The organism is Pseudomonas sp. BN415 (genome assembly GCF_029871195.1).
Lineage (GTDB): Bacteria > Pseudomonadota > Gammaproteobacteria > Pseudomonadales > Pseudomonadaceae > Metapseudomonas > Metapseudomonas resinovorans.
Genome location: NZ_SSOK01000057.1, coordinates 13,152 through 35,222 on the forward strand (window position 1 = coordinate 13,152; position 22,071 = coordinate 35,222).

Annotated in this window: 21 protein-coding genes; 12 read left to right on the forward strand and 9 right to left on the reverse strand. The window is 64.3% G+C overall.

What is annotated here, in order from left to right:
* Window positions 1-77 precede the first annotated feature (77 nt).
* From E8F20_RS15955 to E8F20_RS15995, 9 genes are all read left to right on the forward strand, one after another.
* On the forward strand, window positions 78-2,543 hold the full coding sequence (locus E8F20_RS15955) for a TonB-dependent receptor (protein WP_280284580.1): 2,466 nt from the start codon (window positions 78-80) through the stop codon (window positions 2,541-2,543).
* A 285-nt stretch (window positions 2,544-2,828) separates the two neighbouring features.
* A complete protein-coding gene (msuE, locus tag E8F20_RS15960) occupies window positions 2,829-3,392 on the forward strand; it encodes an FMN reductase (protein ID WP_280284581.1) in 564 nt (187 codons plus the stop codon).
* A gap of 28 nt (window positions 3,393-3,420) precedes the next feature.
* The gene (locus E8F20_RS15965; protein WP_280284582.1) at window positions 3,421-4,236 is read left to right on the forward strand and encodes an energy transducer TonB; all 816 of its coding nucleotides are present in this window, start codon (window positions 3,421-3,423) and stop codon (window positions 4,234-4,236) included.
* A gap of 33 nt (window positions 4,237-4,269) precedes the next feature.
* The gene (locus tag E8F20_RS15970; protein WP_280284583.1) at window positions 4,270-4,977 is read left to right on the forward strand and encodes a MotA/TolQ/ExbB proton channel family protein; all 708 of its coding nucleotides are present in this window, start codon (window positions 4,270-4,272) and stop codon (window positions 4,975-4,977) included.
* A 1-nt stretch (window position 4,978) separates the two neighbouring features.
* Complete coding sequence (locus E8F20_RS15975) at window positions 4,979-5,380, forward strand: biopolymer transporter ExbD (RefSeq protein WP_120653681.1); 402 nt, start codon at window positions 4,979-4,981, stop codon at window positions 5,378-5,380.
* A 353-nt stretch (window positions 5,381-5,733) separates the two neighbouring features.
* Window positions 5,734-6,927 (forward strand): MFS transporter, encoded by a 1,194-nt coding sequence (locus E8F20_RS15980; RefSeq protein ID WP_280284584.1) that lies wholly within the window; start codon window positions 5,734-5,736, stop codon window positions 6,925-6,927.
* A gap of 2 nt (window positions 6,928-6,929) precedes the next feature.
* Window positions 6,930-7,697, forward strand: a complete 768-nt coding sequence (locus E8F20_RS15985) for an ABC transporter permease (protein ID WP_280284585.1) — start codon at window positions 6,930-6,932, stop codon at window positions 7,695-7,697.
* A gap of 9 nt (window positions 7,698-7,706) precedes the next feature.
* Window positions 7,707-8,477: an ABC transporter permease gene (locus tag E8F20_RS15990; protein ID WP_280284586.1), complete on the forward strand. Its 771-nt coding sequence runs from the start codon at window positions 7,707-7,709 to the stop codon at window positions 8,475-8,477.
* Between the two features lie 7 nt (window positions 8,478-8,484).
* On the forward strand, window positions 8,485-9,279 hold the full coding sequence (locus E8F20_RS15995; RefSeq protein WP_280284587.1) for an ABC transporter ATP-binding protein: 795 nt from the start codon (window positions 8,485-8,487) through the stop codon (window positions 9,277-9,279).
* A 258-nt stretch (window positions 9,280-9,537) separates the two neighbouring features.
* Here E8F20_RS15995 and E8F20_RS16000 read toward each other — a convergent pair whose 3' ends face one another.
* Complete coding sequence (locus tag E8F20_RS16000) at window positions 9,538-10,116, reverse strand: ABATE domain-containing protein (RefSeq protein ID WP_280284588.1); 579 nt, start codon at window positions 10,114-10,116, stop codon at window positions 9,538-9,540.
* A gap of 174 nt (window positions 10,117-10,290) precedes the next feature.
* Between E8F20_RS16000 and E8F20_RS16005 the strand changes: the two genes are divergently transcribed.
* From E8F20_RS16005 to E8F20_RS16015, 3 genes are all read left to right on the forward strand, one after another.
* Window positions 10,291-11,178 (forward strand): alpha/beta hydrolase, encoded by an 888-nt coding sequence (locus tag E8F20_RS16005; protein ID WP_280284589.1) that lies wholly within the window; start codon window positions 10,291-10,293, stop codon window positions 11,176-11,178.
* Window positions 11,179-11,369: 191 nt separating this feature from the next.
* Window positions 11,370-12,002 carry a TetR/AcrR family transcriptional regulator gene (locus tag E8F20_RS16010; protein ID WP_280284590.1) on the forward strand — a complete coding sequence of 211 codons (633 nt, stop codon included), beginning with the start codon at window positions 11,370-11,372 and terminating at the stop codon, window positions 12,000-12,002.
* Window positions 12,003-12,067: 65 nt separating this feature from the next.
* A complete protein-coding gene (locus E8F20_RS16015; RefSeq protein ID WP_280284591.1) occupies window positions 12,068-13,051 on the forward strand; it encodes an MDR family oxidoreductase in 984 nt (327 codons plus the stop codon).
* A 16-nt stretch (window positions 13,052-13,067) separates the two neighbouring features.
* Here the strand turns inward: E8F20_RS16015 and E8F20_RS16020 are convergent, their stop codons facing one another.
* The 8 genes from E8F20_RS16020 to benA all read right to left on the reverse strand — a co-directional run bounded on the left by E8F20_RS16020 (window position 13,068) and on the right by benA (window position 22,017).
* The gene (locus E8F20_RS16020) at window positions 13,068-13,931 is read right to left on the reverse strand and encodes a methyl-accepting chemotaxis protein (protein WP_280284592.1); all 864 of its coding nucleotides are present in this window, start codon (window positions 13,929-13,931) and stop codon (window positions 13,068-13,070) included.
* A gap of 177 nt (window positions 13,932-14,108) precedes the next feature.
* Window positions 14,109-15,368 carry an OprD family porin gene (locus E8F20_RS16025; RefSeq protein ID WP_280284593.1) on the reverse strand — a complete coding sequence of 420 codons (1,260 nt, stop codon included), beginning with the start codon at window positions 15,366-15,368 and terminating at the stop codon, window positions 14,109-14,111.
* Between the two features lie 129 nt (window positions 15,369-15,497).
* Window positions 15,498-16,712: a benzoate/H(+) symporter BenE family transporter gene (locus tag E8F20_RS16030; RefSeq protein WP_280284594.1), complete on the reverse strand. Its 1,215-nt coding sequence runs from the start codon at window positions 16,710-16,712 to the stop codon at window positions 15,498-15,500.
* 37 nt (window positions 16,713-16,749) lie between these two features.
* Window positions 16,750-18,081: an MFS transporter gene (locus E8F20_RS16035; RefSeq protein ID WP_280284595.1), complete on the reverse strand. Its 1,332-nt coding sequence runs from the start codon at window positions 18,079-18,081 to the stop codon at window positions 16,750-16,752.
* A 188-nt stretch (window positions 18,082-18,269) separates the two neighbouring features.
* On the reverse strand, window positions 18,270-19,046 hold the full coding sequence (locus E8F20_RS16040; RefSeq protein WP_280284596.1) for a 1,6-dihydroxycyclohexa-2,4-diene-1-carboxylate dehydrogenase: 777 nt from the start codon (window positions 19,044-19,046) through the stop codon (window positions 18,270-18,272).
* A 103-nt stretch (window positions 19,047-19,149) separates the two neighbouring features.
* The gene (gene benC / locus E8F20_RS16045; protein ID WP_280284597.1) at window positions 19,150-20,163 is read right to left on the reverse strand and encodes a benzoate 1,2-dioxygenase electron transfer component BenC; all 1,014 of its coding nucleotides are present in this window, start codon (window positions 20,161-20,163) and stop codon (window positions 19,150-19,152) included.
* 10 nt (window positions 20,164-20,173) lie between these two features.
* Entirely contained in the window at window positions 20,174-20,662 is a 489-nt protein-coding gene (benB, locus tag E8F20_RS16050) for a benzoate 1,2-dioxygenase small subunit (RefSeq protein WP_280284598.1), read from the reverse strand.
* A complete protein-coding gene (gene benA, locus E8F20_RS16055; RefSeq protein WP_280284599.1) occupies window positions 20,659-22,017 on the reverse strand; it encodes a benzoate 1,2-dioxygenase large subunit in 1,359 nt (452 codons plus the stop codon). The genes benB and benA overlap by 4 nt, the downstream gene beginning before the upstream one ends.
* Between the last annotated feature and the right edge of the window lie 54 nt (window positions 22,018-22,071).

Genomic DNA, 22,071 nt, shown 5'->3' on the forward strand with positions numbered 1-22,071 from the left:
AAAGGCAGGAACAAGAGGTGCGGACAAGCGCCCTGCTTCACCTAATCAGGATTCCTTGCCAACAGGGGTAATAACGGATGTTTCGCTTCAACCAACTGGCCAGCGCGATTGCGCTGGTCGTCGCCAATGCCTGTGTTCCGGTCCAGGCCGCTGAAACCGGCGCTGCCGCCAAAAGCAATGACCAACTCGACACAGTGGTCGTGGTCGGCACCCGCCGCAGTGACGTCACCGCGCTGGAAAGCGCCGCCCCCGTGGATGTGTTCTCCGGTGAACGACTTCAGGAAACCGGTGCCAGCGACTTGTCCGGCGCCCTGACTGCGCTGTCGCCGTCCTTCAACTTCCCGCAGTCGCCCCAGGGCGCCTTCGCCGGCTCCATCGCCCAGGGGGCCTCTTTGCGTGGCCTGGCGTCGGATCAGGTCCTCGTGCTGGTCAACGGCAAGCGTCGCCACACCAGTGCCAACGTCACCCGCCAGAGCCTGGTCAACGGACGCGGCGCCGCCGCCGTGGACCTCAGCCTGATTCCGCTCACGGCCATCCAGCGCGTGGAAATCCTGCGTGACGGCGCCGCCGCCCAGTACGGCTCCGACGCCATTGCCGGGGTGATCAACATCGTCCTCAAGAGTGCCGATCAAGGTGGCAACGTCGGCTACCGCTTCGGCGGTTACGACAAGGGCGACGGCCTGCAACGCAAGGCCAGTGGCTGGAAAGGTTTCGAGCTGCCCAACGACGGCTTCCTTACCCTTTCCTTCGACGCCGGCAACCAGGACCCGGCGAGTGACACCAACCCAGACATCCGGATTTTCTATCCCGGTTCCACCAGCACCAACACACCGCGCGAACAGAACAACCCGAATCGCACCTGGCGCTGGGGTTCAGGCAAGGTCGAGGACCAGTACAACCTCGTCGCCAACAGTGAGATCGGCCTGGGTGGCGGTCTGAGTGCCTATGGCTTCGCCTCCTACGCCCACAAGAACACCGACGCCGAGAACTTCTTCGACCCACCCACCACCCTGCGCAATAACTACGGCAGCGTGGCCCTGGCGCGCTACCCGGACGGCCGCGTGCCCATCACCCGCTACCGCCTGGAAGACTATGCGGCCACTGGTGGCCTGCGCTTCGAGGATGAAGCCCTGGGCAACTTCGACCTGGCACTCAGCTATGGCAACAACGAGGTGGAATCCACCGACCACAACACCATCAACCCCAGCTGGGGCACGACCAGTCCGGAGTCCATCTACACCGGCACCCGCGAAGCCGACCAGACCAACCTGACCCTCGATTGGGTGAGGGATTTCCCCACCGACCTGCTGGTCAAGCCGCTGACCGTTTCCGCTGGCCTCGCCTGGAGGCAGGAAAACTTCCAGCTGAGCGCCGGTGAGGCTGCTGGCTGGCAGAACGGACCGCTGTTCAATACCGTCGACCCGATCACCAGACGACGTATCCCCGGTTACTACTCGGGCATCACCAACGTCGACGTCGTATCCCTGGATCGCGAAGTCTGGGGCGCCTATGTCGATCTCGAAGGCCAGCTCACCGACAAGCTCCAGGCCGGCGTTGCCGTGCGCTCCGAGGACTACTCGGACTTCGGCGGCACCACCAACGGTAAGCTCTCACTGCGCTACGAGTTCACCCCCGAAATCGCCGCGCGGGCCACTGCCAGCACCGGCTATCGCGCGCCGTCGCTGGTGCAGAGCGGGCTGTCGTCGTTCAGCGTCCAGGTGGTGGAACAACCGCCGGGCAGTGGCAACTGGGTGGAGGTGCAACAACGCACCCTGCGCGCCGACAGCCCCGAAGCCGCCCTGCTGGGTGGCAAGCAACTGGACCCGGAGGAATCCACCAACTACTCGCTCGGCCTGGTGTGGCGACCACTGCCTAATGCGTCGTTCACGATCGACGCCTACCGCATCGACATCGAAAACCGCATCACCCTCTCCGACCAGTTGCCCGCTTCCGTGGTGGCGCCGATCTTCGCCGGCACACCCTACTCCAGCATCCAGAGCGCGGCCTTCTACACCAACGTGGCCGATACACGGACCAAGGGCGTCGAGCTGACCGGCAATTACCAGTGGGACCTGCGCCAGTTCGGCCGCCTGAACCTCAACGCCGGATTCAGCCAGACCGACACGCGTATCACCAAGCTGCGTGACGTCGGCAGCATCAGGGGTTCGCAGATCATCGGCCGCACCACGCAGGGCCTGATCGAGGACGGCACCCCGGAGAACAAGCTCACCCTCAGCGCCACCTGGCTCTATGAGGGTTGGGGCCTGACCCTGGCCCAGCGCCGCTACGGGGAATGGCAGGCGCGCAATGCCACCAACCCGGCCCTGGACCAGACGTTCAGCCCGCAGTGGGTGACCGACCTGGACCTGTCCTACACCTTCGAGCAGGGCCTGAAGGTGTCGGTGGGCGCCATCAACCTCTTCGACAGCCATCCGGACAAGCTGGAAGGGCCGCAGCTCTATGGCGTGCCCAAGTACAGCATCACCTCGCCGGAAGGCGCCCAGGGGGCGTTCTACTACACCAGCGTCAGCTACGACTTCTGAGGTCATCATGTGGGGGCGAGCTTGCTCGCGAGCAAGCTCGCTCCTACGGATTATCCTCACCAATCGGTGCTGGCCGGGAACCCTGTAGGAGCGAGCTCTGCTCGCGAATGCGGATTTCCCCCGATGCACGCGGCACGACTGCTTCCACAGCAGCACCTTTCCAGCAGCTCTGCTGCTTGGATTTCAACACCCTCACCGCAAACCCGCGTGTTTACAGGGCTTGCGCGCCTGGTACGGCTCTTGCTCGTGACAATTCCACCTTTGCAACACCATCAGGAATTCGTCATGAGCACTCCCATCAAAGTGGTCGCTGTCACCGGCAGCACCTTCCGTCCTTCCCGCACCCTGGTCCTGACCCAGGCCATCGTCGCCGAACTGGGCCGGCACCTGCCCATCCAGAGTCACCTGATCGAACTGGGCGACATCGCCCGCTCGGTCGGCGGCGCGCTGTCCCGCAAGGAACTGCCGGAAACCGTCGAGCATGAGCTGCGCGCCATCGAAAATGCCGACCTGCTGGTGGTGGCCACTCCGGTCTATCGCGGCACCTATCCGGGCCAGTTCAAGCACCTGTTCGACCTGATCGACCAGAACGCGCTGGTCGATACCCCGGTCCTGCTCGCTGCCACCGGTGGCAGCGAACGCCATGCGCTCGTCCTCGACCACCAGTTGCGTCCGCTGTTCAGCTTCTTCCAGTCGCTGACCCTGCCCATCGGCGTCTACGCCGCCGAGGCCGACTTCGACAACTACCAGATCGCCAACGACGCGCTGAAATCCCGTATCCAGCTCGCCGCGGAACGTGCGGCGCCAATCTTCGGCGCCGTGGCGGCTCCGGCCCGGAAAATCGCCTGATACCTTTGTCGACAGGAGTTGTCAGGCGATGAGCCACGCCCTACATACCGCCCCCCATGCTGACGCGCCGTGGTCGGGAGGACATCGGCCAGCCGATGTCCGCGACCTCGGCGTCCCGGTACGCCAGGCGCTGGACCGCACGGTCTTCCGCAGCCCCGGCGACAGCCGCGTGCTCAGCCGCCGCGAAGCCTGGTTGCTGGGTGCCTTCGCCCTGGTCCTGCATGGCGCCGTGCTGCACTGGCTGAGCCAGAAACCCACGCCGCCGCTGCCGGAAGTACCGCCGCAGATTCCGCCCATGACCATCGAGTTCACCGCCCCGGCGCCGCCGGTGGTGGAACCGCCGCCCCCGGAGCCGCCGCCACCGGTGATCGAGCCGCCTCCCCCGGTGGTGGAGGAACTGGCGGTGAAGCCGCCGCCGCCCAAACCGGTGCCTAAACCCAAGCCGAAACCGCAGCCGCCCAAGCCCGCGCCGAAACCCGTGGCCAAACCGGTCGAACCGCCGCCCGCAGCGCCCAAGGCCGAAGCCCCGCCCGCGCCACCGGCACCGCCCGCCCCGGCTCCGGTGACACCGCCCTCGGCCAACGCCGGCTACCTGAAGAATCCGGCGCCGGAGTACCCCGCCTTCGCCCAGCGGCGCGGTTGGGAAGGCACCGTGCTGCTGCGCGTGCATGTACTCGCCAGCGGCCTGCCGAGCGAGGTTCAGGTGCAGAAGAGCAGCGGCCGCGAACTGCTCGACGAAGCCGCAGTGCGTGCAGTCAAGCGCTGGACCTTCGTGCCGGCCAAGCAGGGCGACATCGCCCGCGACGGCTGGGTCAGCGTGCCCATCGATTTCAAATTGAACTGATTCAGCGACTTTGCCTGTAGAGAGGAATTCACCATGGACCTGCTAACCAACCCCTTCGCCTCCATCGAGCACCTGGTGATCTGGCTGCTCATCGGCTTCTCCGTCGTCACCTGGGGCCTGGCCCTGGTCAAGGGCATCCAGTTCGCCCGCCTGAAGCACCGCGACCGCCAGTTCCAGAAGCGCTTCTGGAGCGCCACCAGCCTGGACAGCGCCGCCGATCAGCTGCAGCAGCATGCCGGTGCCGCCGCCCACGTGGCCCAGGCCGGCTTCGCCGCGATCCAGGTGCAGGGCGGCCCACCCGGCGACCTGAGCCAGGCAATCAACCACCAGGACCGCCTGGAGCGTGCCCTGCGCCAGCAGATCCAGCGTGAGCGACGCTCCCTGGAGTCCGGACTGGCGGTACTCGCCTCGATCGGTTCCACCTCGCCCTTCATCGGCCTATTCGGCACCGTCTGGGGCATCATGGAAGCCCTCAAGGGCATCAGCGCAGCCGGCTCGGCCAGCCTGGAAACCGTAGCCGGCCCGATCGGCGCGGCGCTGGTCGCCACCGGCGTGGGCATAGCCGTCGCGGTGCCGGCGGTGCTGGTCTACAACTACTTCCTCCGCAGCCTCAAGCTCACCGCCGCCGACCTCGACGACTTCGCCCACGACTTCTACCTGCTGGCGCAGAAGAGCGCCTTCAAGCTGCTCGTCAATCCCGTCCCGGCACGCGCCGCGGGCTCCGTGAAGGAGGCGTCCTGACATGGCCTTCTCCACCCAGGACAACGACGAAGTCCTTTCCGAGATCAACGTCACCCCGCTGGTGGACGTGATGCTGGTGCTGCTGGTGGTGTTCATCGTCACCGCGCCGCTGCTGACCAACGCCATCCCGATCAACCTGCCGAAGACCGAGGCCGTGGCCCCGCCCGAGCAGAAGGACCCGCTGGTGGTGAGCATCGACGGCACCGGCAAGCTGTTCATCAACAAGGACGAGATCCAGCCCGACCTGCTGCAGACCAGCCTGGAAGCGGCCAAGACCAAGGACCCGGAACTGCGCGTGCAACTGCAGGCCGACGACCAGGTGGACTACGGCGCCGTGGCCCGCGCCATGGCCTCCATCGAGCGGGCAGGGATCACCAAGCTCGCGGTGATTACTGCGAGGTAGCCCGTAACACCCTCACCCCCTCTCCCGCTTTCGGGAGGGGGGGCTGTTCGTGCAACGCTTTTCCTGTGGGAGCGAATTCATTCGCCAAGCAGGACGCAGTCCTGCCCTTCCTAGTGTGCAAATTCGCGAAGACGCGCCCTGCGTCCCGACTGCTGCCCCACCAGCACCCTGCTGCTGCACCAGCAGCAATGCCTTGCGAAACGCACCCTGCCCCATCCCCGGAACCCGCATCGCTGCTGTACTCGCAGCACTCAAGCACCTCTGGCACACATGCTGCAAAGTCACTTTGCCTTCGTAATCAGGACCTTGCGCATGCAATCCCTACCATCCTCAGACACAGGAAAGCCCCAGCCTTGAACCCGCGCTTTCTCGTCAACTTCATGTTCCTCGCGGCCTTCAGCGGCGCCACCATCGGCATGGCCAAGATCGTCACCACGCTCTACGCGATCGGGATCGGCGCCAACACCATGCAGATCGGCATCATCTCGGCCATGGAGTCCCTCGGCATGGTGTTCCTGACCCTGCCCGCCGGATTTGTGATCGCACGCTACGGCACCCGCCGGGTTTACTTCTTGGCTAGCCTCGGTCCGATGCTGCTCAACCTGGCCATCCCGCTCTTTGCCAACTGGTTGTGGCTGGCCGCTGCGCGCTTGCTGATCGGCTTCTGCATCCCGTTCCGCATCGTCGCCATGAACAGCGCCTTCCTCCAGCAACTCCGGCATATCGGCCTAGCCAAGGCCGGCTGGTATCGCATGTCGCTGACGGTGGGCATGAGCATCCTCGGTCCGCTGCTGGGCAATTGGCTGACCGGCACCACCAGCCATGCCCTGGCCTTCGCCCTGATTGGCTTGTGCTTCGGTCTGATGGCGGTCTACAGCCTGGGCTTCTGGGGCGGGGAAAGCGGGCCCGCGCAGGAGGCCGGTGCGTCAGTGGATGGCGGCAATTTCCTTGAGCAGGTCAAGGCCATGCTGGCCAACCCCGACATCGCCGAAAGCTGCCTGCTGGAGATGCTCGGCAACTCCACCGGCGCCCTGTTCGGCACCTTCATCCTCCTGCTGGCGATGGACGTGGCCCGACTTTCCCAGACCCAGGCCGTGAGCCTGCTGATGGTCCAGGGCATCTCTTCGGTCGTCGCGCTGTTCAGTCTTGGCTATCTGGTGCAACGCAGCGGGCGTGGCACCGCCTACCTGGTGGCCCTGGCGGCTGCTATCGCTGCGTTGCTGCTGTTGGGTACGGCCCACCACTACGCACTCCTGGCACTGGGTGCGGTACTGCTGAGCATCGCCGGTTCGCTGGTGCACCTGGTGAACATGGGCCGACTCAGCGAGCACCGTATGGACAAGAGCAAGATTTCCGGCCTGTTCAACCTGGCCGGCATGCTCGGTGGTTTCAGTGGAGCCATGCTCGGCGGCCTGCTCGGCCAAGCACTGGGGTTGGACCGCCTGTTCCTCTGCTGGATTCCGCTGGTGTTGCTCGCCGCCCTCGCCTGCTGGTTCCTGGCACAACGTCGCAACCGCGCTTCCCTTTCCCTGCTGAACGAGAATTGAAGATGCATCCTGGATTTAAAAGATTCTCCAGCCGGGCCAGTTGGCTCATTTCCCCTGCCGCCTTGCTTGCACTCTGGGTGGTGGTAGCCGACACCGGCCTTTTCCCCCAGCAATTGCTGGTACCCCCTCTGCACGTGCTGCAAGCCTTCGATGAGCTGCTGGCCAGCGGCGAGCTGCAGGAACACCTGCTGAACAGCCTCTCGCGTCTCGCCCTGGGCTTCACCATAGGCGCCCTGGCCGGCCTGCTGTTCGGCGTGCTGATGGCGCTATCGAAAACGGTCACGGCCTATTGCGGGCCGCTGTTCCATACCTTGCGGCAGATTCCCAGCATCGCGCTGATCCCGATGTTCGTGCTGTTTTTCGGCATCGAGGAAACCTTCAAGATCGTGATCGTCGCCAAGGCTGCGTTCTTCCCGGTGGCGCTGGCCGCCAGTGAGGGCGTCAAGGCAATCCCACGCAGCTACTTCGAGGTGGCGGAGGTTTACCGCTTGCGTTGGCCCACGCTGATCCGCGAAGTCGCCTTGCCTGCCGCCGCACCGCCCATCCTCACAGGCCTGCGCATCAGCCTGACCCGCGCCTGGGTCGTGCTGGTGGCCGCCGAGCTACTGGCCGCCGACAGTGGCCTGGGGCAGATGATCGAAATGAGCCGGCAGATGCTGCGCATAGATGTGGTCATGGTTGGAGTGGTGATGGCCGGCGTCGTCGGTTTCTCCCTCGACTTCCTGTTCCGTCTGCTCGAACGACACCTGTTCCGCTGGAAAACCCGCTAGGAGGCATCCATGTCCCTGTCCCTTTCTTCCCTGCGTCACCTGCGCGGCCTGCTGCTTCCGGCCTTGCTACTGGCCGGCTGGGAATTCATGTCGCGCCAGGATGCGTCCGGCGCCTACGCCTTCGTGCCCCTGGCGGATATCTGCAAGAGCCTGGTGGCCCTGATCATCGGCGGTGAACTGTTCGTCAACATGTTCGCCAGCCTGGCGCGCACCAGCAGCGGGCTGTTCTTCGGCATTCTCTTCGGCGTGGCGCTGGGTGTGCTGATGGCGCTATCGCGCGTCGCCGACCGCCTGATCGGTCCTCTGCTGCATTCGATCCGCCAGGTCCCGATGCTCGGCTGGATTCCGCTGATCGCCATGTGGTTCGGCAATGGCGAGTTCTCCAAGGTGTTCATCGTGTCGCTGGCGGCCTTCTACCCCATGGTGCTGAATACCTATGAAGGATTCAGCCACGTCGACCGACGCCTGCGTGAAGTCGGTCGGGTGCTGGAACTGAAGCCCTTCCAGCAGTTCTTCCATGTGCTGCTGCCGGCCGCCTTGCCGAGCATCGCCACCGGCGTTCTGCACGCCCTGGCGTTCGCCTGGGTCACGGCAGTGGGCAGCGAGCTGTTCCTCTCCTCCGGCGCCGGCCTGGGGAACCTGATGATGAACGCCGAAGCCGGTTCGCGCATGGACGTGATCGTCCTCAGCGTGCTCTGCATCGGCCTGCTCGGCTACCTGATGAACCTTCTCTTCACCCGTCTGGCCAGCCACCTGCTGCGCTGGCGCAACCTCCGCTGAGACCAACATGACAGCCATTCCCAAGCTCACTCCGGCTACCGAAGAGCAAACCCTGCCAGGCGCCCTGGAAATCCGCGACCTGTCCAAGTCCTACAGCATCGAAGGCCGCAGCCTGCCGGTGCTGGAGAGCGTGGATCTCAAGGTCAATCCCGGCGAGTTCGTCAGCATCGTCGGCGCCAGTGGCTGCGGCAAGTCCACCCTGCTGCGCCTGATCGTCGGCCTGGAAGCCGAGTACCAGGGCGACATCCTGCTGGACGGCGAGCGCATCGTCGCCACCAGCCTGGAGCGCGGCATCGTCTTCCAGGACCACCGCCTGTTCCCCTGGATGACGGTGCAGAAGAACATCGGCCTGGCGCTGAAGAACCACAAGCTGTCGAAGGCGGAGAAGAACCGACTGGTCGCCGAGCACATCGCCCTGGTGAACCTCACCGGCTTCGAGAATGCTTATCCGCACCAGCTCTCCGGTGGTATGGCGCAGCGTGCGGCCATCGCCCGAGCACTGATCACCAAGCCGAAGATCCTGCTGCTGGACGAACCCCTGGGCGCCCTCGATGCCCTCACCCGCGTGCACCTGCAACGTGAACTGCAACGTATCTGGGTGCAGCAGCGCAGCACGATGATCATGGTGACCCACGATGTTGAGGAAGCGCTTTACCTGGGCGACCGGGTCATCGTCATGGACTCTCATCCGGGTCGGATCAAGCACGAGATCAAGGTCGACCTGCCTCATCCGCGTGATCGTGCAGCACCGCTGCTACATAAGTTCAAGGAAGAATTGCTAGGTGAGCTGACAGGGCATTGAGGCCGGTCGCGCCCTGGCTTCTGTAGGTTTCGGCTGAGGCCACGCAGCCCAACGTGCGAAATCGAATCCTGGTCCGTTGGGCTTCGCTGCGCGAAGACTGACGTGGCCCACACCAGCCTACGAGAGGCCTGTGGGTTACAGGCGCTGCACCGCCGTCCTCAGCGCACCGGCAAAGCGCTCCGCCACCTCGTCAACAGGTTCCGTCCAAGCGCGCAGGAAATGCGCTCACGCTCGAGCCTGAGCGGAGTCGCCCTACCCTTAAGTCTGCTTGCGCTTGCGGAACTCGGCCACCTTATGCCGGTTCCCACACAGCGCCATGCTGCACCAGCGGCGACGGTGGGACTTGGTGCGATCGTAGAACCAGAGCACGCAGTCGGGGTGTTCACAGACCCGTACCAGGTTGAAATCGCCTGCCACCAGCAGCTCCGCCGCCGCTTCCGCCAGTGGTGCCAGGTACTGCTCGGCGGTGCCTGCCGCCCGCACCGTTTCCACACGAGGCTCACCATCGGCGGGCCAATCAAGACGCAGATGGCTGGGCCCGGCGAGGAAACGGTTGAGCACCTCGGGATTCCCCCTACCGCCTGACTTGCGCTGCTCCACCAGCTCGCGCACGGCTTCGCGCAGGGCCAATGCGGCCTGCAGCAATTCGCCCTTGGCGTAGCGCGCTTGCGGCAGGTTCCAACCGGTGCGGGCCAGCCATGCCTGGACGTCCGCATCGCTCTGCCAGAACTCGTACGCGGCGCCATCCACCGCAGCCAGGGTGTTGAGCAGGTCGAGCACCGGGTGGTCGGCCAGTACGAAGGGTTCGAGAGGGGCTGGGGACGCGACGGTGGTCATGGCGACTCTCCGGACAGTGATTGCCGGAATTGTAACCATACAAAGACGACATGAACAGTTACGACAAATGGCATGTGTAACTTGTATTTTCAAATTGACAGGTTACGCGAATGACTCATACTCGCTCCGCAGTAACCGCTATTATCCATTTTATAAGTTACGGAGTGCCCAGCCATGACCTCGCCCCTCGTTCATTTTCCCGTTCGCCACCAATTCGTCGAAGCCGACGGCGTTCGTGTCTTCTACCGCGAAGCTGGCGATCCCGCCGCCCCAACCCTGCTGCTGGTTCACGGCTACCCCAGTTCATCCCACCAGTTCCGCGACCTGATCCCGCTGCTGGCTGACAGATTCCACATCATCGCGCCGGACCTGCCCGGCTTCGGTTTTACCGAGGTGCCGGCAGAGCGCGCCTATCACTACAGTTTCGATGCCCTGGCCACCACCCTTGGCGCATTCGTCGACGAGCTGGGACTGAAGCGCTACGCACTCTATGTATTTGACTACGGCGCGCCCACCGGCCTGCGCCTGGCCCTGGCCCACCCCGAGCGGGTCACCGGCCTGGTGTCGCAGAACGGCAACGCCTACCTGGAGGGCCTGGGTGATGCCTGGGAGCCGATCCGCGCCTACTGGGCCGAGCCCAACAACGCGGAACGCCGCCAGGTGGTGCACGATGCCGTGCTCAACCTGGACGGCACCCGCTGGCAATACGTGCATGGCGTGAAGGACATTGCGCTGGTCGCCCCGGAATCCTATTACCTCGACGCCCTGCTGCTGGAGCGTCCGGGCAACAAGGACATCCAGCTCGACCTGTTCCTCGACTACGCCAACAACCTGAAGCTTTACCCGGCGTTCCAGGCATTTTTCCGCGATACCCGGTTGCCGTCCCTGGTGATCTGGGGCGAACACGATCCCTTCTTCATCCCACCGGGCGCCGAAGCCTTCAAGCGCGACAATCCCAATGCGGTGGTGGAGCTGCTGGATACCGGGCACTTCGCGCTGGAAACCCATGCCGGCTACATCGCCCAGCGGATTCGGGAGGTGCTGGGAGATATTCCAGCCTGACCTTCTGACGCGGTCTGGCTTTTGTGTGGGGGCGAATTCATTCGCGAAGCAGGCCGAAGGCCTGCCAACGAAAGCCAGGGGCTGCTGCGCAGCCCTCAGCGAATGAATTGGCCCCCACAGTAGTACGGCCCCCAATTTTCGACCTTCGTCGCGCTTGACCTTCTAGACGATCAGTCTAATATCCAGTCCCCATGACCGATCTGCATCCCAAACCCCGCCGTGGCCGTCCGCCCAAGGTCGACCGCGACTTCGCCGATACCCGTGCCGCGCTGATCCGCTGCGGCATGGAAATCCTGACCGAGCAGGGTTTCATGTCCACCGGCATCGACGCGGTGCTCAAGCGCGTGGGCGTGCCCAAGGGCTCCTTCTATCACTACTTCGACAGCAAGGAAGCCTTCGGGCAGGCGGTGCTGGAGAGCTATGCCGGCTACTTCGCCCACAAGCTCGACCGTTACCTGCTGCAAGAAGACGTGCCCCCGCTGCAACGCCTCTGCAACTTCGTCGAGGACGCCAAGGCCGGCATGCTCCGCCACGCGTTCTGCCGAGGTTGCCTGGTGGGCAACCTGGGTCAGGAAGTGGCCATCCTGCCAGAAGGTTTCCGCCTGGAACTGGAGGCCATCCTCTGCAGTTGGCAGGACCGTCTGGCCCACTGCCTGCGCGAAGCCTGTGCAGCCGGTGAGCTGTCGGCGAAAGCGGACTGCGAAGGGCTTGCGGCGTTCTTCTGGATCGGCTGGGAAGGCGCCGTGTTGCGAGCCCGGCTGACGCGAGACAACGTTCCGCTGGATGTGTTCTTCAAAGGTTTCATGGCCGGATTGCCGCGCTAGCCCGTCCGGGCAGCGCGGTTTTTCAGGCCTATTTATAGACGACTGGTCTAATTAGAGGTGTGAGCATGTTCAACGCAATCCTGATCGAGAAGGACGAGGCCGGCTACCGCGCCTGCAATGCCCAATTGGATGAAGCGCAGTTGCCGGAGGGCGATGTCACGGTACGCGTGGCCTACAGCACCTTGAACTACAAGGACGGGCTAGCGATTACCGGCAAGAGCCCGGTCGTGCGCCAGTTCCCCATGGTGCCGGGCATCGACCTGGCCGGCACGGTGGAGAGCAGCAGCCACCCGGACTACCAGGTGGGCGACTCGGTACTGCTCAATGGCTGGGGCGTGGGTGAAACCCATTGGGGCGGACTGGCGCAGAAGGCCCGCCTGAAAGGTGACTGGTTGATCCCGCTGCCCAGCGCCTTTACCCCGCGCCAGGCCATGGCCATCGGCACTGCCGGCTACACCGCCATGCTCTGCCTGCTGGCACTGGAGCGCCACGGCCTGAAACCCGGCCAGGGTGACGTATTGGTCACCGGCGCCAACGGTGGCGTCGGCAGCTTCGCCATCGCCCTGCTCGCTCGCCTCGGCTATCGCGTTGTCGCGGCCACCGGCCGTACCCATGAAGTGGACTATCTGAAGGGCCTGGGCGCCGCCGAGATCATCGACCGCGCTGAACTCTCCGAGCCGGGCCGCCCGCTGGGCAAGGAACGCTGGGTCGCCGCCATCGACTCGGTGGGCAGCCACACCCTGGCGAATGTCTGCGCCGGTTTGCGTGCCGACGGCGCCGTGGCCGCCTGTGGCCTGGCCCAGGGAATGGACTTTCCCTCCAGCGTGGCGCCCTTCATCCTCCGTGGCGTGAGCCTGCTGGGCATCAACAGCGTCACCCGCCCGCGCGCCGAGCGCATCGAAGCCTGGGATCGCCTGGCAAGGGACCTGGACCTCGTCCAACTGGACGCCATCACCCGCGAAATCGGCCTGGGCGATGCCATTGCCGTGGCCGGAGACCTGCTGGCCGGCAAGGTGCGTGGTCGCGTAGTGGTGAACGTCGACGCGTGACCGGGAAAGGCACCTGTCAGGTGCCTTCCTCCAGTAATCCGACCATCCGTTGCGCCAGCCCTCGCTGCCCCGCGAGGCGCTGGACGATCCGTTCGACGATCTCGACCCGCGCCGCCGCACCCGCCCGCATCTCAACCATGGCATGCAAGGCTGCGGCGGACTTCTCCAACCCCGCACGGGTCGAACCGCTGACGTGTTCCATCCCCTCCCTCGCATCGACCGCTGCCTTCTGCAAGCCCTCGGCGATCAAGCGGATCTGCCCGCTGGATTCATTGGCGCGCAGCGAGAGGTTGCGTACCTCGTCCGCCACCACGGCAAAGCCGCGCCCGTGCGTACCGGCGCGGGCCGCCTCGATGGCCGCGTTCAACGCCAGCAGGTTGGTCTGTTTTGCGATGTCTTGAATACTGCCGACGATGGCGCCGATGCGCATGGACTGGCTACCCAGCTCATTGAACACCTGGCCGATGTGCGCCATGTAGGCATCCAGTTCGCCAATGGCCCCGGCGGTGGCCTGCATGCTTTCCGCGCCCAGCTGGACCTTCTCGCCGGCGGCGCGCGCCAGCGAGTTGGCATATTGCATGTCGGACTCGCAATGGAGGATGGCATCGAGCAGTTCGCCCAAGGGTGCTTGCAGATGAGTGTTGGAGGGGATGCGCACCGGCTGCGGCTCGGCAGCGGCGATCACCTGCACGACGGGCTCTACCGGTACGTCCACACGCACTTCGACCACCTCTGCCGGTTGGAAGTGATACAGCAGGCCAGCGGCAACGGTAGCGCCCAGCGCCAGGGCCATCAGCCATCCGCTGGTCAGCAGGAAGGCGATCAGGGAAAGCACGCCGCCGCTGACAAGCAGCAGTGCGGCGAGGGGTTTGCGGGGCATTAAAAAGCTCCTTCTACATCGCGGGTACAAGAACCTGTGGGGGCGAATTCATTCGCCAAGGGCAGCGCAGCTGCCCCATCTGGGCCTGAACATGGCGGGCCTCCGGCCCGCTTGGCGATTGAAATCGCCCCTACAGGTAAAGCAGTCCGTGCCCATTCCGGGCAGCGGCACTCGATGTCAGAACAGTGTCCAGGTGTAGGACAGGATCAGCCGGTTCTCGTCGATGTCGGTGCGGTAGTTGGAGCGAGCCATTACGTTGCGCACGCGCACACCGAGGCCCTTGAGGGCGCCGCTCTGGAAGGCATAGCTGATGTCCAGGTCGCGCTCCCGGTCCTTGCCCTCGAAGCCCTGGCCGGTATCCACGTTGTCGCCGGTGATGTAACGGGTGCTGGCCACCAGGCCGGGGATGCCGAGGGCGGCGAAGTCGTAGTCGTAGCGAACCTGCCAGGAGCGTTCGTCGGCAAAGGCGAACTCGTAGGTGGGGACTTCGTTACCCAGCGGACTGACGTTGGCGAATACGCGCGGGAAGGCGCTTTCGCCATATATCGCCTGGTAGCCGACATAGAAGGTATGGCCGCCACGCTTGGCTGACAGCAACGAGAAGAAAGCCTGGTTGTCGATCTCGCCGATGAGCTTCTTGCCGTCTTCGCTGGAGTCGAAATAGCCGACGTTGGCGCCCAGTACCCAATTGCCCACCGGTTCGCTGTGCTTGAGGCCGAAGAAGCGCTGGTCGTAGATGTCTTCCAGCTGCGCATACCATGCACTGAGCGTGGTGCGGTTGGCATTGAAGGCGTAGTCGGCGCCCGCGTAGTTGAAGGCGTCGCTGGAGGCCTGGCGCTGCGGCAAGTGGCCGAGCATGGCCTGCATCTTGTCGTCGCCCGCCTCGTTGCGCAGGCTGGTGCTGGTGAGATGGCCGCCCTGCACGGTCAGCCCGGCGATTTCGTTGGAGGTGATGCTGGCGCCCTGGTAGCTCGGCGGCAGCAGGCGAATATCGCTGAACACCAGCACCGGCAGGTTGGGTTGCAGCTCACCCACTTTCAGCTCGGTCTTGGAGAAGCGCATCTTCCCCGCAACGCCCAGGCGGCTGTAGTCATCGGCGGCCTTGCCGTCTTCCTGTACGGGCAGCAGGCCGGTGTTGACCCGGTCGGGGCTGCTGTCGAGCTTGATGCCGAGGGTGCCGATGGCATCGAGTCCGAAGCCCAGTGGGCCCTGGGTGTAGCCGGACTTGAAGTTGAGGATGAAGCCCTGTGCCCATTCTTCGGCCTTGGACTGCTTGTTGGGGCCGACAATGTCGGAATAGTCGCGGCTGAAGTAGTAGTTGCGCGCTTGCAGGGTCGCGGTGGAGTCCTCGATGAAACCGGACTCGGCGGCCTGGGCGAAACCGGCGCTTACGCCGGCGCAAAGGATTACGGAAAGCTTGCTCGTGGTGTTGGTCATTTCGTCGCTCTTGTTTTTATTGGGACAAAGCTTCCCCGCCGACCCTCTTTCGGGGCCATGCACACAAGTCGGGGAAGGTGTGGCGATGGCTACGGACAGCTCCCGCAGTTGTTCCATCACCGGTTCAGGTCAGGGATTGGGTTCGAGCACCTCCTCCCGTTCCGTTGAAACCTTGGGTACGCGGCGGGCCGTCAGCAGCAGGTGCGCGAAGATGCCGAAGATCAGCCCCCAGAACGCAGCCGACAGTCCGAGGAAGGACATGCCCGAAGCTGTGACCAGGAAGGTGATCAGGGCCGCCTCGCGGTCCTCCGGCACGGCCATGGAGCCGGCCAGCGCACCGGCGATGGCGCCGAACAGCGCGAGCCCCGCCAGCGCGGCGATAAGCTCCTTGGGTAACGCGGTGAAGATCGATACCAGGGTCGCGCCGAAGATGCCCAGCAACAGGTAGAACACACCGCCCACCACGCCGGAGACGTAGCGTTTCGCCGGGTCTTCATGGGCCTCGCGACCGGTGCAGATTGCCGCGGTAATAGCGGCCAGTGTCAGACCGTGGCAACCGAAGGGCGCCAGCAGCAGGCTGCCCAGGCCGCTGGCGGAAATGATCGGGCTCGCCGAAGTCGGGTAACCGGCATTGCGCAGCACGGCCACGCCAGGCACAAACTGGCCGGTCAGGGCCACCATTACCAGCGGCAGCGCGATGTTGAACAACCCGTGCCAGCTGAATTGCGGCGTCACCCATTCCGGGGTGGCGAAGCCGATCACCAGGGCCGACGTGTTGAGCTGGCCGCTGCCGGCGGCGATGCCACAGCCCACCAGCAGCACGGCCATCACCGCGTATCGCGGGGACAGTCGCCGCACCACCAGATAGGTGATGAACATCGCCATCACCATCGCCGGTTCGTCCTTGAGGGAGGTGAACAGCCGGGTGCCAAAGCTGAACAGGATGCCCGCCAGCATCGCCGCCGAAATGGCCGCCGGCAGCTTGCCGACGATACGGTCGAAGGCGCCGGACAAGCCCACCAGCAGGATGATGGCGTTGGCCATCACATAGGCGCCCACCGCCTCAGCGGCGCTGATGCCCGGCAGCATCGACACCAGCAGTGCCGAGCCCGGCGCCGACCAGGCGATGATCACCGGCACCCGGTAGCGCAGGCTGAGGACGATCCCCAGCACCCCGCTACCGATGGAGATGGCCCACACCCAGGAAGACAGCAGCTCGGCCGGCATGCCGCCGCTCTCCGCCGCCTGGAACACGATGACCAGGGGGCCGGCGTAGGAAATCATGGTGGCGATGAATCCCGCCACCACGGCGGACAATGAACAGTCCTTGAACAAGGTGCGCATGCTGCCTCCCGGCCAGTGTTGCGACTCGTGGTCAGGCTTAACCCTGTGCAGCAGTCGCCAGCGGCGGAACCCGGGATTGCTGCAAGTGGACGAAGCACATGGCCAGGGCGGCGATTGCACCGGGGATGGCGAAGGCCATGAAGTTCAGCTGCAGCGGCAGGTTGATGCCGAGCAGCGCACCGCCCAGCAGCGGACCGACGATGGCGCCGTTGCGGCCGATGCCAGAGGCCCAGCCGAGGCCCGTGGAACGGATCGCCAGGCCGTAGAACTGCGCGGCGGTCGCGTACAGCAGGATCTGCGTGCCGATCGTGGTAGCGCCGGCGATGCCGATCAGCAGGTAGAGCACCGGGGTCGGGCTCTTGAAGCCGAGCAGGCTGATAGAGATGGCCGCGACGATGAAGAAGGCCGCGACCACCTTCGGCAGATTGAAGCGGTCGCCGAGGAAGCCACCGGCAATGGCGCCGAACATGCCACCAAAGTTCAGGGCGAGCAGGAACGACAGGCTCGACCCCAGGCTGTACCCGGCGTTGGCCATCAGCTTCGGCAGCCAGGAGCTCAGGGCATAGACCATCAGCAGGCAGCAGAAGAACGCCACCCAGATCATCAGGGTGCGCAGTGCGCGGCCTTCGCGGAACAGTTCCAGTACCGGGGCGCCCTTGACCTTCACCTCGTTCAGCAGCAGTTCGTCCTGCTCACCGATGGACAGCTGCGGGTTGACGCGCTTGAGGATCGCACGGGCCTGCTCGACACGGCCCTGGCGCAGCAGGAAGCCGACGGACTCCGGCAAGTACCAGAGGATCAAGGGCAGCATCAGCAGCGGCACGGCGGCGGCGAAGAACATGGCCTCCCAGCCGAAGCGCGGCAGCATGTAGATACCCACGCCCGCGGACAGCATGCCGCCCAGGGAGTAGCCGCTGAACATGATGGCGACCAGGGTGCTGCGCAGTTTCTTCGGCGCGTACTCGTTCATCAGCGCCACCACGTTAGGCATCAGCCCGCCGATGCCCAGGCCCGCCATGAACCGGCAGATACCGAATTCCGTGGGGGTGCTGGTGAAGCCGTTGAGGACGGTGAACCCGGAGAAGAGCACGAAGCAGATAGCGATGCCTTTCTTGCGGCCGATCTTGTCGGCCAGGGGGCCGAAGAACAGCGCGCCGAACATCATCCCGAACAGCGCATAGCTGCCCAGGGCACCGGCTTCCAGCGGGGTCAGGCCCCACTCTTTCATCAGGACCGGCAGGACCACGCCGTAGATGAACAGGTCATAGCCGTCGAAGATAAGCAGCAGGGCGCACCAGCACATCACCATCCAGTGGAAGGGCGTGAAGCGCGCGTTGTCGATAATCTCGTGTACATCGAGTTTTCGCATGGCATCTGTCTCTTTTGTTTTTGTTGTGTAGAAACCGCAGGCCGGGCGCGTGACAGTGCCCGGCCGATCATTCCTCGCTATCAACCAGATGGGTTTCGCTCCGCTCTACCCATCCTACGAAGGCGTTTGTGTCGCGACGGACTTGCGTGGGATGGGTAGAGCCTGCGAAACCCATCGCCACGGCGTTCTTAGCCCAGGTCACCTCCACCCACCGGCAGGGTCACGCCGGTGATGTAGGAGGCGTCGTCGGAGGCCAGGAAAAGGATGGCGCCGGCCTGTTCGTCGATGGTTCCGTAGCGTTTCATCAGACTGCTGTCGACCGTCTGGTCGACGATCTGCTGGTACCAGACTTTCTCCTGCGCGGTCTGCTCGGCACCGTTGCGTGGAATGCGCCGCGGCGGCGCTTCGGTGCCACCGGGTGCGGTGGCGTTGACGCGAATGCCACGTTCGGCGTTCTCGAAGGCCAGGCAGGCGGTCAGCGCATTCACCCCACCTTTCGCCGCGCCATAGGGCACGCGGTTCACCCCACGGGTAGCGATGGAGGACACGTTGACGATGGCGCCCGCGCCCTGCTCCAGCATGTAGGGAAGCGCGGCGTGGCAGCACCAGAGCGTCGGGAACAGCGAGCGACGCACTTCGGCCTCGATCTCGTGCTGCTGGTAATGCTCGTAGGGCTTGGCCCAGATGGTCCCGCCCACGTTGTTGATGAGGATGTCCAGCCGGCCGAAGCGCTCTACCGCGCAAGCAGCCACGCGATGGCACTCGGCGAACTGCTCGAGGTCGGCGGTCAGGGCGAGCACTTCGGCGCCCGGCCCCAACTCGTCCAGCAGTTCGAACACCAGTTCGGAGCGATCCACGGCAACCACCCGTGCTCCCTCCTCCGCCAGCCTTTCGACCACGCGGCGGCCAATACCCTGCGCCGCGCCGGTGACCAGCGCGACCTTGTCGTGGAATCTCTTGCTCATGGCAGCCTCTTCAGATGGCTTTTGCAGGAGCGAGCTCTGCTCGCGAACAACTCGGTGCGAATCCTTCGCGAGCAAGCTCGCTCCTACCGAAAATCGCGTGGGATCAGGCAGCGCTGGCGGCGAACTTCTCGTAATAGAAATTCGCCGGCGAAATGCCCTGCTCGCGGATGTACTGGCTGACCGCCTCCACCATGGGCGGCGGGCCGCACAGGTAGACATCCACGTCGCCGTCGTTGAGGTGCTTGGGCGCGATGTGCTGGGTCACATAGCCCTTTTGCGGGTAGCTGCTTTCCGGATTGGCCACGCAGGCGCTGAAAGTGAAGTTGGGGATGCGCGCGGCGAAGGCTTCCAGCTTGTCCATCTCCACCAGATCAAAGTCGTGGGTCACGCCGTAGATCAGGTGCAGCGGGTGCTCGCTGCCCTCTTCCGCGATCTTTTCCAGCATCGCGGTGAAGGGCGCCAGGCCCGTACCACCGGCCAGCAGCAGCAGCGGACGGCGGATGTCGCGCAGGTAGAAGCTGCCCAGGGGCCCGGCCAGGGACATGCTATCGCCGGCCTTGGCCAGGCCGGTGAGGAAGCTGCTCATCAGGCCGCCCGGCACATTGCGGATCAGGAAGCTGACTTCGCCGTCCTTCTGCAGGGAGCTGAAGGAATAGGCGCGGGTCTGCTCGCTGCCCGGAACCTTGAGGTTGACGTACTGGCCCGGCAGGAAGGCCAGCTTGCTCAGGGAATCGCCCTTGATCGACAGCGAGATGGTGCTGTCGGACAGCTGGCGGACCGCACTGATGCTCGCCTCGAAGCTGGCCTGCTGGGTCTTGCAGACGTCGGAAGACGCCGGCACGCGCACCACGCAGTCGCTCTCGGCGCGCATCTGGCAGGTGAGTACGTAGCCCTGTGCGGCTTCGTCTTCGCTCAGTGCGTCTTCGATGTAGTCCTGGCCCATGTCGTAGCGGCCGGCTTCGGCGAAGCACTTGCAGGTGCCGCAGGCGCCGTCACGGCAGTCCAGCGGGATGTTGATGCCCTGGCGATAGGCCGCATCGGCCACGGTTTCGCTGGGGGTGGCGTCAATGAAACGGGTGACGCCGTCTTCGAAGGTCAGTGCGATTTTATGGGACATGGCAGGCACCCTAGATGTGGTAGACGTCGATGACTTGACGCACGTAATCGTTTTTCAGGACCACCTTCTTCGCCTTGATCAACGGGCTCTCGCCGCGCACGTCGAGGGTGTAGAAGCTGGTGCCGAAGTAGCTGTCCACGGTCTTGTAGCGGAAGCTCAGGGTGTGCCAGTTGAAACGCACCCGGCACTGTTCATCGGCCACGTCGAGGATCTCGATGTTGCTGATGTTGTGGGAGGTGCGGGTGTCCGGCATGGTCGCGCTGGAGCGATCGGTCTTGATGCGGAAAACGCGGTCTTCCAGGCCGCCACGGTTGCCGTACCAGATCAGCGAGATTTCGGTCTGCGGATCGGTGGTCAGTTCGTCGCGGTCGTCCCAGGACGGCATCCAGAAGGTCGCGTCGGCGGCGTAAAGCTCCAGCCAGTTGTCCCAGTCCTTGTCGTCGAGGTAGCGCGCTTCGCGGTAGAGGAAGTCGCGCACGGCGTCGTAAGAGATGCTCATTGCACGGCCTCCACAGGGATCAGTTGCTGCTCGACCGCGGCGGCCTTGAGCATGGTTTCCTGCCAGTACTTGTGTTGCAGCACGAACAGGCCTTCGTCTTCGGTGCGCACGCCGGAGAGCAGCGGATGCAGGTCGATTTCCTGGGCGGCGGCGTCTGCGCCTTCCACCCAGTGCTCGGCGCCGCGAGACATGTCGTTCCAGCCACGGTTGCCCTGGTAGCCCAGCTGGCAGGAGCGGAACTCTTCCAGGTCATCCGGGGTGGCCATGCCACTGACGTTGAAGAAGTCTTCGTACTGGCGGATGCGCTTGGCACGCGCCTCGGCACTCTCGCCCTTGGGCGCGATGCAGTAGATGGTGATTTCGGTCTGGTTGACGGAGATCGGCCTGGCAATACGGATCTGCGAGCTGAACTGGTCCATCAGGTAGACGTTCGGGTACAGGCAGAGGTTGCGCGAGTTCTCGATCATCCAGTCGGCGCGAGCCTTGCCGAAGTCCTGGGCCAGTTCATCGCGGCGCTCGTAGAGCGGGCGATCTTCGGGGTTGGCCCAGCGGGTCCAGAGCAGCAGGTGACCGTGATCAAAGGAATAGAAACCGCCGCCATTCTTGGCCCAGCTGCCGGCGCTCATGGTCTTGATCTCTTCACCCGCTTCGCGCTGCTTGCGCTGGTTTTGGGTGGCGGCGTAGTTCCAGTGCACGGAGCTCACGTGGTAGCCGTCGGCGCCGTTCTCGGCGGTCAGCTTCCAGTTGCCTTCGTAGATATAGCTGGAGGACCCGCGCAGGACTTCCAGGCCTTCAGGGGACTGGTCGACGATCATGTCGATGATCTTGGCGGACTCGCCCAGGTGCTCGACCAGGGGCTTCACGTCGGCATTCAGGCTGCCGAAGAGGAAGCCGCGATAGGACTCGAAACGGGCCACTTTCGTCAGGTCGTGGGAGCCTTCGCAGTTGAAGCTGGACGGATAGCCGGCTTCGGCCGGGTCCTTCACTTTCAGCAGCTTGCCGGAGTTGTTGAAGGTCCAGCCGTGGAAGGGGCAGGTATAGGAGGAGCGGTTACCGCTCTTGTGCCGGCAGAGCTGCGCGCCGCGATGGCTGCAGGCGTTGAGGAAAGCATTGAGCTCACCGTCCTTGTTGCGCGCGATGAAGATCGGCTGGCGCCCCATGGTCAGGGTGAGGTAGTCGTTCTTCTCGGGAATCTGGCTCTCGTGGGCGAGATACAGCCAGTTGCCTTCGAAGATGTGCTTCATCTCCAGATCGAACAGACGCGGGTCAGTGAACATCTCCCGCTTGCAGCGGTAGATGCCCTTCTCCTTATCTTCCTCAAGCAGGGAGTGCAGAAAATCGAATCCCAGGGACATGGCCAGGGCCTCCGTTGTTATTGTTCAGGCCAGGTCAGGTTAGGGATGCGGAGA